We start from the raw sequence: 14,012 nt of genomic DNA, 5'->3' as shown, positions 1-14,012 counted from the left end.
CCTTCTTCCTTCTTCCTGTCGATGTCAAGAAAGCACAATGCTATGAGTTCGGACTTGTAATTTGTGAGGAAAAAATTGAGATTTTTATGACGAGTGAAATCGAAGTGTGCGTTGCGGCGAGGAACCAAATTATCCTCAGCGAGCGCAACGCTGTTCACTCATTCATGCAATCTCAAAACTATGATTACTCTTCGTCCTCATCGAAGTCAAAACCGATATCATCATCATCGTCAACATCCGGGCCCAAAGTATCATCCTCAGTCTCAGCGACAAAATCGTCCTCATCAACCTCAACTTCCTCAAAATCCTCATCAGGCTCAAGATCAGACGGGCGCCCGATCTCATAACCGCTCTCGATCGTATAAGCACGGCGCGCAGTGCGATCGTCAAGCACCACATCCTCCTGCAAATCGTGGATATCGTCATCAAAAACAGCACCATCAAAACCCGCATCCTGCACCCCAGCATCCTCATAGGCATTGAACCCAGTACCCGCAGGAATCAGGCGGCCGATAATCACATTTTCCTTCAGCCCCCGCAGCCAGTCAGACTTACCCTCGATCGCAGCCTCAGTCAACACCCGCGTAGTCTCCTGGAACGAAGCAGCGGAAATAAAGCTATCAGTATTGAGCGAAGCCTTAGTAATCCCCAGCAACACCGGAGTATAATCCGCCGGCGCCCCACCAGTAATTGACATCGCCTCATTCACCTGCTCAACCTGCCGCAATTCCACCAACTCGCCGGGGAGCATGGTAGTATCGCCACCATCCTCCATCCTGACTTTGTTGGTCATCTGACGGACAATCACCTCAATGTGCTTGTCGGAAATATCCACGCCCTGAGACTGATAAACCGACTGCACCTCATTCACCAAAAAGGTCTGCACCTGTTGGAAACTCTCCAAGGCAGCCTCAAAAGTAGACTGCCGCTCCTTGAGCACGTGGAAGAACACCTCCAGAATTTCGTGAGGGTTAGCAGGGCCGTCGGTCAAAGCTTCGGCGACGCCGACGCGCTGTCCGTCGGAAACGATCGGGTTTTGACCGGGCAACAAAGGATACTCCTCAATCCGGCCATCATCCTCAATCACCGCAAGTTCCACAACATCGTCATCCGTAACCACACGAGCCGTCCCCGGCCGCTTGGCTAAAATACAAGCTTCCTTCGGCTTCCGCCCTTCAAGAAGTTCCTCAATCCGTGGCAAACCCTGAATGATATCCCCAGTCTTTGCCCGCTCAAACACCAGAATCACCAAATTGTCACCCCGCTGCACCAAATCGCCGTCGTCTACGTGCAGCACCGCACCGGCCGAAACCCGGTAAGGACGAGCCACCCTGAGCAAGAGTTTCGCCGATTCTGTCTCCGACGCAGGTACAACCTTCACAACTTGGCCGGACTCTTCGAGAACAACCCCCGGAGCTATTTCGGTACCAGCCACCAGCAGTTGACCCGGACTCACATCCGGCGTACTCGCCACAGAGATCGAAATAGAATCCGCATCTCGCATCACCAACAGTCGGCGCACTGGTTCGCCATGCCCCTCGCGGATGCCCCGGACGATACCCGCTTCTTTGCAGAGAATCTCTGTGCGGGCGACTACTGCCCCGGGCGCGATCGACTGCCCATCCTCCACCAACAGCCGCGTGTGAGTGCTGCCCTGAGTCGGATCGGCAGACACATCCCGCCGAATGACTAGCGATTCCAAAATCACCAACTGCAAGCGGAAAGTCTTGGAAACTCGATCGCCCCCATCGGCTGCAGTCATAGCCAACTCTTGCGACGCACTAACGTCTTCAGGCGAACCCCAAGCCGGGCCCGAACCGTCCGCCCCAAAAGCCATAGCATCATCTTCATCGGGCAGCAGCTCGATATCCGCCGCCAGTTGCGGAGCTCCCGAACCAATTTCCAAAATAAGCTGAGTCCGCAGCAGTTCCAATCCCTCGACAGATTTGACGCGCTCCCCATCCTTATAAGGAAGTCGCTGCACTGCTTTCAAGGAGATTGACTCATTCAGCGCCGTCTGAGAAGGCACTGGTGGCTTATCCGGCACCGGGAACTCCACCACCGGCCGCAGCAGCAAAGCGGGGCCTTCGGGAGTTTCGATATACTCCGCATAGCCCAACTCTTCGGCAATCAAGCCTGGGGAAATCTCTTGACCGGCGTTGACGATTTGACCTTCCCCGAAAGTTAGCGGCGGGCGGTCAACTACATGGAGCGTCCCCGGCTTGATCACAATTTCCCGGAGGATGTCATTTTTCTGAGTGATTTCCACTGCCCCGCTGGTTTGGCAGAAAATATCCTTAACGACTTCTGTACCGGCCTCTACGTACTGGCCATCTTCCACCAGCAGCAGAGAAATGTCTTTATTGACTTCGTGGCACTCTTCCGGTATCCAGAGCAGAGTCCCCCCCTTCACGACTTCGTAGCCAAGTTTAGCTTTGCCGCGCTTGTGGACTTCGACCCCGCCGTACTTGACAATGCCCCCTGTAGCTGTGCGGTAGCTGTCGTCGAGCAGTTCGGCGACGACTTCTCCGTTGATGACTTTGCTCCCAGGAGCAGTCTTCAGGGAAAACCGCTGCTTAGAAGATGTTTCGATCGTGTAGTGGTCGCGGCCACCTGCACTTTCGGCCCGCACGACTGCTTGGTCGAGCAGGACTTGGGCGGTGATAATTTCGATTTCTCTGGGGTCAGCGATGCGGACTACGCCACCGTGTTCGGAGACGAGTTTAGTTTCGGCAATCACGCTTTCGGCCGGAATGCGATCGCCATTTTTCACTGCCGGTTCCGCGCCTGGGGGCAAGTTGTAGACTTCTCCTGAGAGAATCCAAATCAGCCCGCCTTTGCTGGCTGTGCGGGTGGTGTTCCCTTGGCGGTCGGTTTTTTCTTCTGGCACCAAATCAGCAAATTTGGCTTCTCCGGCTAAGTCGGAAGCCACGTCTGTAGTCACTTTTTCAGTGGTTTTGCGGGCGGCGCGACCGACGATCGGCACTTCTGCCAAAACTTGACCGGGAATGGCGCGCTGTCCGTCTTTGACCATCAGAGTAGAACCCTGGACGATCGCCAATTCGATTTTCAGTTTTTGATTTTTGGCGCCGGATTTCCCTTCTTCAAAGCCGTCGCCTTCAAATACAAGTTTGCCGTTGTTTTCTGCCACCAGTGCTTCTTCGCCGTGTCTGGTGCGGAAGGAGCGAGTACGCAAGTTCTTGAATTTCACTACGCCGGGGAAGGGGGCGCGTTCTTGTTTGGCGACTTCTCCGGTGAATACCCCGCCGGTGTGGAAGGTACGCATGGTGAGCTGGGTTCCCGGTTCCCCGATCGACTGAGCTGCAATAATCCCGATCGCTTCTCCCATGTCCACCATTTTCAAGTGGGCGAGACTCCAGCCGTAGCAGTGCTGGCAAACCGATCGGGTCGATTCACAAGTCAGGGGCGATCGTAAATACACTTCTGCTACCCCAGCTTTACCAATTTCTGTGGCCAACTCATCGGTAATTGGCTGATTTCGGACGGCTTTTTCGCTGCCGTAAGTCACGATTTCCCCCGTTTTGGGGTGCACCGCATCCCTCGCCAACACGCGCCCTAGCAGCCTGTCCTTGAGGGGAATCAGCACTGTTGCTCCGTCGGTCATCGGCCGGACTCGAATTCCCCGCTGGGTGCCGCAGTCTACTTCGCGCACAATTACATCCTGGGACACATCCACCAAACGGCGAGTAAGATAGCCAGAGTCTGCTGTCCGCAAGGCTGTATCTACTAAGCCTTTGCGCGCGCCGTAGGAAGAAATAATGTATTCGGTGACGGTGAGTCCTTCGCGGAAGTTGGTTTTAATTGGCAAGTCAATAATTTCCCCCTGCGGGTCTGCCATCAATCCGCGCATTCCCACCAACTGCCGCACTTGAGAAATGTTTCCCCGCGCCCCGGAGAAGGCCATCATGTAGACGGAGTTTAGGGGGTCTGTGGCTCGGAAGTTTTTGACTACTTCGTCTTTGAGGTCTTCTGAGGTGCTGTTCCAGGTGTCGATTACTTTTTGGAACCGTTCTACTTCGGTGATTTCGCCTCTGGTGTATTTTTGTTCGGTGATGCGGATTTCTTCTTCGGCTGCATCTAGGAGCGATCGTTTTGATGGCGGCACCTGCAAGTCATCTACGCTAATCGAAACTCCGGCCCGTGTCGCAAAGCGGAAACCCAAGTCTTTGAGTTTATCTGCCATTTGCGCTGTACGGGCCGTTCCGTAGTGCATGAAAGACCAAGAGATTAATTTTTTGAGCTGACCTTTGTCAACAACTCGATTGCGAAAAACAATTTCCTTATTTTCTGTCATTTTTCTGAGTAGTAGTAGTAGTAGTAGTAGTAATTGGTAATTGGAGTATTGACGCAGGAGGCTCTCTTGCTGCGAGGCAGAGGGCAGTAGTAAGTAGGTTGGGTTGAGGAACGAAACCCAACATTTCACCCACCCAACATTTCACCCACCCAACATTTCACCCACCCAACATTTCACCCACCCAACATTAACCCAACCGTATTGATTAGTAATTAGTAAGCAGTAATGGGTAAATTTCCTAACTTAAATCACCATTATTTATTAGCGATTACTTATTAGTAATTACCCACCACCCCTTACCCATTACCTCCTAATTATTTATCACCGACTCAATAGTTTGGTGATAAATAATCCGGCCCGGAGTAGTGCGAATGAACTGATTGAGCACCTTGCCGTCTCCGTCTTCCCGAACTCGGCGGAACTTGTATTCTTTCGTCACGATACCGTCGGTAGAGCGTTCTACCTTCAGTGGTTCTCCTTCAGGTTCTATGTTTTCGATAGCGCCTTGAAACCTCACCCACACATAGGAGTGCAAGTCAACGACTCCTTGTTCGTAAGCTACAACCGCGTCGGTAAGGTTGGAGAAATAGTGACCGGCTCCTTTTTGAGCGTCAGGATTTTCGGCTGTTAAGTAATAGCAACCGAGCACCATATCTTGAGAAGGAGTAACGATCGGTCTTCCGGTTGCCGGCGACATAATGTTGTTAGAAGCCAGCATCAGCAAGCGCGCTTCCGCCTGAGATTCCAGAGACAAAGGCACGTGCACGGCCATTTGGTCGCCGTCAAAGTCAGCGTTAAAAGCCGGACAGACTAGCGGGTGAAGCTGAATTGCCCTCCCGTCCACCAAAATCGGCTCAAAGGCTTGAATCCCCAAACGGTGGAGGGTCGGCGCCCGGTTTAGCATTACCGGGTGTCCTTCAATCACCTCCTGAAGCACGTCCCAAACGCTGGGATCGTTGCGCTGAATCAGTTTTTTGGCAGCTTTGATGTTGTTGACCAATCCTTGGCGGATCAGGCGGTGGATGACGAAAGGCTGGAAAAGTTCGATCGCCATTTCTCTCGGCAAACCGCACTGATGAATCTTCAGCTTCGGCCCCACCACAATCACCGAACGCCCGGAGTAGTCAACCCGTTTACCCAGCAAGTTTTGCCGGAAGCGCCCTTGTTTCCCTTCAATGATGTCCGACAGCGACTTCAGCGGGCGGTTGTTTGCCCCCACCACTGTCCGGCCCCGGCGACCGTTGTCAATCAGCGCATCCACAGCTTCTTGTAGCATCCGCTTTTCGTTGCGGATGATAATCTCCGGCGCCAGAATTTCTTGCAGTCTCGCTAACCGATTATTCCGGTTGATGACTCTCCGATATAGGTCGTTGAGGTCGCTGGTTGCAAAACGCCCGCCGTCTAGCTGTACCATCGGCCGCAAGTCGGGGGGAATCACCGGAATCACATTGAGCACCATCCAATCGGGTTGAGATCCCGTAGCGATGAAGTTGTCAATTACCCGCAAACGTTTAATTAACTTTGCCCGTTTTTGACCTTTAGCATTAGCAATATCTTCCCGCAACTTTTCCGCTTCACTTTCTAGCGGAATGTTTTGCAGCAAAACTTGCAAAGCTTCAGCACCTATGCCTACTTCTACACCTGTGAGTGTGGAATCTTCGCTGTAAAGTTCGTCTTCTATTTCCAGCCAAGCATCTTCCGTGAGCAATTGCTTGTATTGCAGCTTTTCTGCATTACCTGCATTGAGGACAACGTAGGCATTGAAATACACGATTTGTTCGACATCTCGCAGCGGCATATCTAACAGAATTGCCATGTAACTCGGAATGCCTTTGAGATACCAAACGTGAGCTACTGGAGCTGCTAATTTGATAAAGCCCATGCGATGGCGGCGGACGCGAGATTCAGTGACTTCAACACCGCATCTTTCGCAAACAATGCCTCTATGGCGAACTCGTTTGTACTTCCCGCAATGACATTCCCAATCTTTTGCCGGCCCAAAAATGCGCTCGCAAAACAAGCCATCCATTTCAGGTTTTAATGTCCTATAATTAATTGTTTCGGGTTTTGTCACCTCGCCGGTTATCTGACCGTTGGGTAAAGTTCTCTCTCCCCACTGTCGAATTCTTTCTGGTGAAGCTAACCCTATCTTGACGTAATCAAAGCGTTGTTCTATCTTAGCCATTTTGACTCCAATTGATGATTTACAGTCGATTATTTGTGGTAATTTATCTTTTTTGTTGGCTTTTTTTTGCGGCTTAAATCAATTTTATTCTCCTCTATATGTGACATTCCTTTTGATATCAGAAATGACATTTCTGGATATCCCAAATTCCTGAGCAATTTTAGCAATGGATTCTCCGGCTTGAATTCGTTCTCTGATTTCAAGAGCTTGAGCAAAAGTAAATTTGCGATCGAGATGTCCACCCATGCGAGGAAGTGGAACCTCTTGACCTGCTTCCTTCCAAGTGACGTAATATTTAATATCGTGTATGGTTTTGCGGCCGACACTGTATTCCTGTGCTACATCCTTCATCCTCTCTCCTGCTGCTAGCTTTTGTCGAATTTCTCGCACCTTTTCCCAATCTAATTTGGCATTGGAAAGAGGATGACTTTTGCCTTGAGTGCGTCCTTTCTTAGAAGCATCTAACAAATTTTGAGTGCGAGTACCAGCCCAAAGGTGTTCTGGATTGATGCAACTGGGATTGTCGCAGGTATGACAAGCATCCATCGAAGTCGGAAGTTCATATCCTAATTTATCCGCTAAAACAGCACGGGTAACTGATTTCAACTTCCCATTTTTCCAGTATCTGCCATAACCTTGACCATCCTTTCCACCTTGGAAAATGATGCAGCCGCTGTCTTGAATTTCTCCTAAAAAATTTGGTAAAACTGTAGTGAAGTTATCGGGAATATTTGTCTGAAGTATCTTAGTAATAGTTTCATGTTGTACTCCATACTCTTTTGCTAGGTGGTTCTTGATGGTTCCAGATAAATATTTAGTCTGAATTTCCCGTAGTTGTGCGATCGACAATATGCCAATACCGGGAATACTTTTGCGTCTGGGAGTTTTGCGATCGCGCCCAATCATCTGCCCGGTATTCTCAGCAGCAGTACCTACTACCAGATGTGCGGGGTTGATGCAGCTTCGATTGTCGCAGGTATGGCAACCAAAATAACCGGAACCGAGGAACCCTGCTATTTTCGATTCGAGGACTAATCGGTGGACTAATACTGTTTTGCCATCGATCCACTTGCGCCCGTAACCGTTGCCAAACTTGCTCCCTTGCCAGTTAATACAGCCTGTCGCCCGGTCAAATTCTCCTTCTATTCCTGGGACAACTGTTACAATAGTCATGTCAGCGTCTCTCCTCTTAAGAGCGTTGATTCGCCTCACCAGTGTTCGTACCACTGCTGAGGCATTTTAATTGGGACTTCTCGATTTTAGATTTTAGAGGTGAGATGTAAGATTGAATGCTGTCAAACAATTCTTCAATCTAAAATCTAAAATCTAAAATCTAAAATCCCTAATCCTCGTCAAGTTCGTCACGAGAAAGCGATTCGTAAGTAGGCCGGGAGGGCGATCGCTTGCCCCCAGCATCTGCCATCAAATCCACCTCAACGTGCTCGCTGCCCTCGTCGGACGTATTCACCTTGTGCACAGCAATATCCAAGCACAAAGACTGCAACTCCCGCATCAGCACCTTGAAAGATTCCGGCGTACCGGGGCGCGGGATAGCTTTGCCTTTGACGATCGCATTCAGCGCTTCATTCCGCCCCTGCATATCGTCCGACTTCACAGTCAGCAACTCTTGCAAAGTATAAGCGGCGCCGAACGCTTCCAGCGCCCAGACTTCCATTTCTCCGAACCGCTGACCCCCTTGCTGCGCTTTGCCGCCCAAAGGCTGCTGCGTTACCAGCGAGTAAGGGCCTGTGCTACGGGCGTGGATCTTATCGTCTACCAAGTGAACCAGCTTCAGCATATAAGCGATGCCGACTGTGATCGGGCGATCGAACGGTTCCCCAGTTCGGCCATCGTAGACAATAGTCTTGCCGGGGTGCTTTTCGTTAAACACCCAAGGCTTGCCGGTTTTTTCCCGTGCCTCCTGTAGCTTACCGTGTACGGTTTCCCGCGACTTTTCAGCCCCGTGCATTTCATCAAAAGGCACCATCTTGAACCGCATCGAGAGATTTTCGCCGGCCCATCCCAGCAAGCACTCAAAAATCTGACCCACGTTCATCCGCGACGGTACGCCCAAGGGATTGAGAACTATGTCAACGGGAGTCCCGTCGGGCAAATAAGGCATATCCTCCATCGGCAGAATCCGGGACACAATACCCTTATTTCCGTGGCGGCCGGCCATTTTGTCGCCGACTTGAATCTTCCGCTTTTGAGCCACGTAGACGCGGACGACCATGTTGGCGCCGGGGGGCAGTTCGTCGCCCTGTTCGCGGGTAAACACCCGCACGTCCACCACGCGGCCTTTTTCGCCGTTAGGGACGCGGAGGGAATTGTCGCGTACGTCGCGGGCTTTTTCGCCGAAGATTGCCCTCAGCAGTTTTTCTTCCGGCGGTTGGTCGGATTCGCCTTTGGGGGTGACTTTGCCGACTAGGATGTCGCTGGCTTCTACCCAGGCACCTTTGCGGATAATCCCCTGTTCGTCTAGCTGGCGCAGCGCGTCTTCGCCGACGTTAGGAATTTCACGGGTGATTTCTTCGGGGCCGAGTTTGGTTTGGCGGGCTTCGATTTCGTATTTTTCAATGTGAATCGAAGTGTAGACATCTTCGTACACCAAACGCTCGCTAATTAGCATCGCGTCTTCGTAGTTGTAGCCTTCCCAAGGCATATAAGCTACGAGGATGTTGTGTCCCAGAGCGAGTTCTGCCCCTTCGGTCGAGGAACCGTCGGCGAGCACTTGACCGGCAACTACTCGATCGCCCTCATAAATCAGCGGACGCTGGTTTAAACAAGTATCCTGGTTAGAACGCTGATATTTTTGCAGTTCGTGTTCGATGCAGCCAGCATATTTTTGCTTCCAAACCGAGGGCTGTTTGACTTTGAGATCGTCGTATTCCTTAATCAGGAAATGTTCTTCGCTGGAATTCGATTCGGCATCTACAGCCAGGGGTTTGACAATAATCCGGGTAGCGTCGATGTAAATCACCTCGCCATCTATCCGGGAAACCACAACCATCCCCGAATCTCGCGCCGCCTGAGCTTCCAAGCCCGTACCGACGAGGGGCCGTTCTGGTTTCAGTAGCGGCACAGCTTGCCGCTGCATATTCGATCCCATCAGAGCTCGGTTGGCGTCGTCGTGTTCCAAGAACGGAATCAGCGATGTCGCGACGGAGACGATTTGCACGGGCGAAATCGCCATGTAGTCCACCTGCATCGGAGTGGTGGTAGTGAATTCTTGGCGGTAGCGGACGGCTACGGTTTCGCCCAAGAGGTTGTTGTTTTCGTCGAGGCTGATGTCTCCGGGGGCGACGCGCAAATCGTCTTCTTCGTCGGCTGTCATGTAAACAGGGGCTTTGTCGCGCAGCACCCGTCCTTTTTCTACTGGATAAAAAGGAGTTTCGATGAAGCCGTAGGGGTTGACTCGGGCGTGGGTTGCTAAGGAACCGATCAGACCGGCGTTAGGACCTTCTGGTGTTTCGATCGGGCAAATCCGGCCGTAGTGGGACGGGTGAATGTCCCGTACTGCAAACCCGGCGCGTTCGCGAGTCAAACCTCCAGGGCCCAAGGCGGAAAGCCGACGTTTGTGAGTCAGTTCTGCCAGAGGGTTGGTTTGATCCATGAACTGGGATAGCTGGGAGGAACCGAAGAATTCCTTGATTGCTGCTACCAGCGGTTTGGGGTTGACCAGAGAGGCGGGGCTGAGGGAGTCGGCATCCGAGACGGTCATTCTTTCGCGGATGATCCGTTCTAAGCGGTTGAGGCCGACTCGGACTTGGTTTTGCAGCAGTTCTCCGACACTGCGGACGCGACGGTTGCCTAAGTGGTCGATGTCGTCGGTGGAACCGATGTCGAATTCGAGGTTAATTAAGTAGTCGATCGCCGTCAAGATATCTTGCGATGTCAGCACCCGCGTGGTATCGGGGACTGTCAATCGCAATTTTTTGTTGAGTTTGTAGCGGCCGACTCGGCCCAAATCGTAGCGTTTGGGGTCGAAAAAGCGCGAGTTGAGGAGCTGTTCGCCTCCCGCCACGGTGGGGGGTTCACCGGGACGTAGTTTGCGGTAGAGCTCCATCAAAGCTTCTTCTTCGCCGAATTGTCCTTCTTTCTCGATCGTCTTTTGGAAGTATTCCGGGTGGCGGAGTGAGTCGTAGATTTCGCCGTCTGTGAGTCCGAGGGCTTTGAGCAGCACCTGGGCTGAGAGTTTGCGGGTTTTGTCGATTCTGACCCAGACTAAATCGTTTTTGTCTGTCTCGAACTTGAGCCACGCGCCCCGGTTAGGGATGAGCGAGGCGTTATAGGAACGCCGACCGTTTTTGTCGGTTTCCGATTTGTAGTACACGCCGGGGGAACGCACGATTTGGTTGACAATCACCCGTTCCGCGCCGTTGATGATGAATGTGCCGCGCTCGGTCATCAAGGGTAAATCGCCGATGAAGACTTCTTGTTCTTTGATTTCCCCTGTTTCTTTGTTAATCAGGCGGGTGGGGACGTACATTTGCACCGAGTAGGTGCTGTCCCGGCGCTTGGCTTCGTCCACATCATATTTGGGGCGCTTGAGTTTGAAGTCTTTGCCCATGAAGTGGAGTTCCAGCTTGCCCGTGTAGTCTGTAATCGGGGAGAAGCTGTCGAGTTCTTCGATCAGCCCGGCTTCTAGAAACCAGCGAAAACTTGCCCGCTGGATTTCGATCAAATCGGGCAAGGTGAAGGCGAATTCTGTGTAATCTTTAGTGGTCATGGGTGTCCTTTTTCCGCAGTGGCTCTAGCTTTTTACATGGCGCCAAGGCTGGGCTTTTTTACCTTGTTGCGTTTTTTTGATGGATTGTGTGAGAGAATTTATATGATGTTTTCGATCGCCTGCCAACTGCTGCAACGGTTATTATTGCTTGGGGCTCGCAGTATTTTTGTGCGGATTTTAGTTTCGATCGAGATGCTTTTAGCTCTGATATCGTGGTATCCCGGGGTGAATTCCCTACACTTTTGACTCCTAAAATTGACTTGACAGCTATTGCCAAATTGCTGAGGTTCCAAGTTTCTTCTGATGTGTAAGTTTGAGTGTGTAAGTTTGAGGTATTGCCTGAAGTTTTGACCTATCCCGAAGTTTAGCGTACTCGCGTTGTGTTGGTAGTTCCTGGGCGACATCGCAGGATCGGATACTAAGCCAACGCCCGATCGGTCGGTTCTTTTTATTATAGGACGCAAATCCGATCGCAACAGGCAACGCCAAAAGAATCTCCAATAAAGGATGAATCCGGTTTTTCTGGCAGGATAGAAATGGGATTATCCCGATCGCTGGCTCCTAAATCAACCTGTTTTCCTCGTTTCTCTGCTCTGCTATAACTAAGCTGTTGCGCGTTTAAATTGCATATTCTGGACGGGCTAGAAGCCCATCCCACAATAATTTGAGTGATTTTTGACACACAATTTAAATGGAGAACAGCTTAAACAGAAAAGCCGAATAGCTGACAGGCATTTTCGGTTGTCTGCTGGGACAAAGTTAAAAGAGAAACTCCTCTCAATTTAGCAACTTGCTCGGCTACGTAGTAGACGTAGGCTGGTTCGTTGCGTTTTCCCCGCTGGGGTACGGGGGCGAGAAAAGGGCAATCTGTCTCGACTAGGATGCGATCGCTATTTACCATACAAGCTGATTCTTGTATTTGCAAGGCTTTTTTAAAGGTGACTGTTCCGCTAAAACTGATGTAGAAACCTAGGTCTAAAAACCATTGGGTTTCTTCGGGTGTGCCTCCCCAGCAGTGCATGACCCCGCGCACTGGCCCGCGAGTCTGCCAAAAGTTCCTCAGCATTTCGGCCATTGGGGCGGCGGCGTCGCGACAGTGGATAATGACTGGTTTGTCAAGTTCCTGGGCGATTTCAAGCTGTGCCTCAAACACTTTAAACTGGTGTTCTCGATCGTCAGCTTTATAAAAGTCCAGTCCGGTTTCGCCGATCGCTACTACCCTAGAGTCCGAACTTGCTAATTCCCTAATCTGGCTCGCAGTCTCGTCTTTCCACTTGTCCGCATCTAGGGGGTGAAGTCCAACCGCAAACGAGACTTCTGCAAACTGATTGGCGATTGCTTGAATGCCGGCAAACTCTTCTGGCTCTACACAAGAATGAACCAGCCGAACTACACCAGCTTCGCGCCAGCGTTCTCGAATGGCTTCTAACTCAGATTTGTAGATTTCAAAGTTGATATGAACGTGAGTGTCGATGAGCTGCATGGGGGAAGCAGATTAGAGGTGATACGGGAGAGTCTTGGTGGGATAGGGCGAGGGGGGAGTGAGAGAGTCGGGGAGTGGGAGTGGGAGAGAGTGTGTGGGAAAAATCTTCCGTCTTCTTTCTTCCTTCTTCCTGCTTCACGCTTGACAATTCCCGCATCCAGGATACCCGCCACGTGATTCATCCGTCCAGAAATAAAAAACCTGTATCCGATGAAACTTGCCGAACGTATTTATCTCGCGCAAGTCAATGCTTCAATCGAAAATCGAAAATCGAAAATCGAAAATCGATTGACTTCTTCCCTCAACATCCATCCCTTCAATCTTGTACACTGCTTCGTTGCCGAACTTTCTGCTTCCTTAAGATGCTACCGAGGATGCTTCGTGTGGCTTGAGGGTTCTTGCCAAGCGGGACTTTTTGCGAGCGCCGTTGTTGCGGTGGAGTACACCTTTTTTGACAGCTTTGTCAATTTTGCTGTAGGCCTCAGACATTCGCTGCTGAACTTCTTGCATTAATTCCGGGCTCGGAGCTGCGGCGTACTTGTCTACCGCAGCGAAATACTTCTTCATCAAAGTTTTGACCGCTGACTTGTAAGATTTGTTGTACAAGCGGTTACGTTCGGCGATTTTGACTCGTTTGACGGCGGACTTAATATTTGCCATAGTTCAGTTGCTGGAAGTAGGTATTCATGGATACGCCCTAGTCTAAAGACAGTCTCAAGACACGGGGATTTTCAAGGACAACCTTTTCGGGATCGATCCGCAAAAAGCTTGATTTTTAATGGGGGAGTGAGACAGCCACTCTCCCTTCGCTCAGATTGAGCTGAGTCTGTGGCTACTTTTTGGCGACGCCCGCGCAGTAATTTTTTATTGACTCATTTAACTGCCTGTTTTTTACCCCTGACAATACCCAAAGGTATGACATGGGTGTTAAGGAGGCGTTTTGCGGTGTTTCCACCGTCACGAGTTAAAGTCACGGTTTCTTGCGCGCAATTTTCAAGTATACAATAATTTGCCGTTTTTTTATAAAAAAATTATCAGGTGTTGGAAAAACTAATATAGCACCTATTCTGCTTAAAATCCCATTCTCTGAAAAATCCAAGTTAAGCTATAACAAAGAATACGGGTTATTTGGGCTTCGGCAAGAAGCACTTACCGAAGGTAGAAGGCAAAAAGCTGAAGGTAGAAGGTAGAAGACAGCCGGATCAGAAGGTAGAAGGTAGAAGGCAGAATCAAAATTTTTCCGCTCAAACACTCTCCCTCTCGGATCTTATCGGCGTCGGACACTCTCCCCCCTCTGCGT

7 protein-coding genes are annotated in these 14,012 nt (G+C 50.8%); all 7 read right to left on the bottom strand.

What is annotated here, in order from left to right; genetic code table 11:
- Nucleotides 1-184: 184 nt before the first annotated feature.
- The 7 genes from QUB20_RS07035 to rpsT all read right to left on the bottom strand — a co-directional run bounded on the left by QUB20_RS07035 (nucleotide 185) and on the right by rpsT (nucleotide 13,372).
- A complete protein-coding gene (locus QUB20_RS07035) occupies nucleotides 185-4,315 on the bottom strand; it encodes a DNA-directed RNA polymerase subunit beta'' (RefSeq protein WP_333244511.1) in 4,131 nt (1,376 codons plus the stop codon).
- A 310-nt stretch (nucleotides 4,316-4,625) separates the two neighbouring features.
- The gene (locus QUB20_RS07030; protein WP_333054814.1) at nucleotides 4,626-6,500 is read right to left on the bottom strand and encodes a DNA-directed RNA polymerase subunit gamma; all 1,875 of its coding nucleotides are present in this window, start codon (nucleotides 6,498-6,500) and stop codon (nucleotides 4,626-4,628) included.
- Between the two features lie 84 nt (nucleotides 6,501-6,584).
- A complete protein-coding gene (locus QUB20_RS07025) occupies nucleotides 6,585-7,673 on the bottom strand; it encodes an HNH endonuclease (protein WP_333244508.1) in 1,089 nt (362 codons plus the stop codon).
- Between the two features lie 169 nt (nucleotides 7,674-7,842).
- Nucleotides 7,843-11,229 (bottom strand): DNA-directed RNA polymerase subunit beta, encoded by a 3,387-nt coding sequence (rpoB, locus tag QUB20_RS07020; protein ID WP_333054817.1) that lies wholly within the window; start codon nucleotides 11,227-11,229, stop codon nucleotides 7,843-7,845.
- Between the two features lie 451 nt (nucleotides 11,230-11,680).
- On the bottom strand, nucleotides 11,681-11,911 hold the full coding sequence (locus tag QUB20_RS07015) for a hypothetical protein (RefSeq protein WP_333238080.1): 231 nt from the start codon (nucleotides 11,909-11,911) through the stop codon (nucleotides 11,681-11,683).
- Nucleotides 11,912-11,932: 21 nt separating this feature from the next.
- On the bottom strand, nucleotides 11,933-12,712 hold the full coding sequence (locus QUB20_RS07010) for a TatD family hydrolase (RefSeq protein ID WP_333244503.1): 780 nt from the start codon (nucleotides 12,710-12,712) through the stop codon (nucleotides 11,933-11,935).
- A 357-nt stretch (nucleotides 12,713-13,069) separates the two neighbouring features.
- The gene (rpsT, locus tag QUB20_RS07005; RefSeq protein ID WP_333041544.1) at nucleotides 13,070-13,372 is read right to left on the bottom strand and encodes a 30S ribosomal protein S20; all 303 of its coding nucleotides are present in this window, start codon (nucleotides 13,370-13,372) and stop codon (nucleotides 13,070-13,072) included.
- Between the last annotated feature and the right edge of the window lie 640 nt (nucleotides 13,373-14,012).

This window comes from Microcoleus sp. B4-C2 (assembly GCF_036705265.1).
In the GTDB taxonomy this organism is placed as follows: domain Bacteria; phylum Cyanobacteriota; class Cyanobacteriia; order Cyanobacteriales; family Microcoleaceae; genus Microcoleus.
The sequence above is the reverse complement of the archived record's forward strand: the minus strand, read 5'-3'. Positions and strand labels throughout refer to the sequence as shown.

Excerpts from the sequence above, each read along its gene's own strand:
- QUB20_RS07035 (WP_333244511.1), bottom strand. The coding sequence starts at position 4,315 with ATGACAGAAAATAAGGAAATTGTTTTTCGCAATCGAGTTGTTGACAAA.
- QUB20_RS07030 (WP_333054814.1), bottom strand. The coding sequence starts at position 6,500 with ATGGCTAAGATAGAACAACGCTTTGATTACGTCAAGATAGGGTTAGCT.
- QUB20_RS07025 (WP_333244508.1), bottom strand. The coding sequence starts at position 7,673 with ATGACTATTGTAACAGTTGTCCCAGGAATAGAAGGAGAATTTGACCGG.
- rpoB (WP_333054817.1), bottom strand. The coding sequence starts at position 11,229 with ATGACCACTAAAGATTACACAGAATTCGCCTTCACCTTGCCCGATTTG.
- QUB20_RS07010 (WP_333244503.1), bottom strand. The coding sequence starts at position 12,712 with ATGCAGCTCATCGACACTCACGTTCATATCAACTTTGAAATCTACAAA.
- rpsT (WP_333041544.1), bottom strand. The coding sequence starts at position 13,372 with ATGGCAAATATTAAGTCCGCCGTCAAACGAGTCAAAATCGCCGAACGT.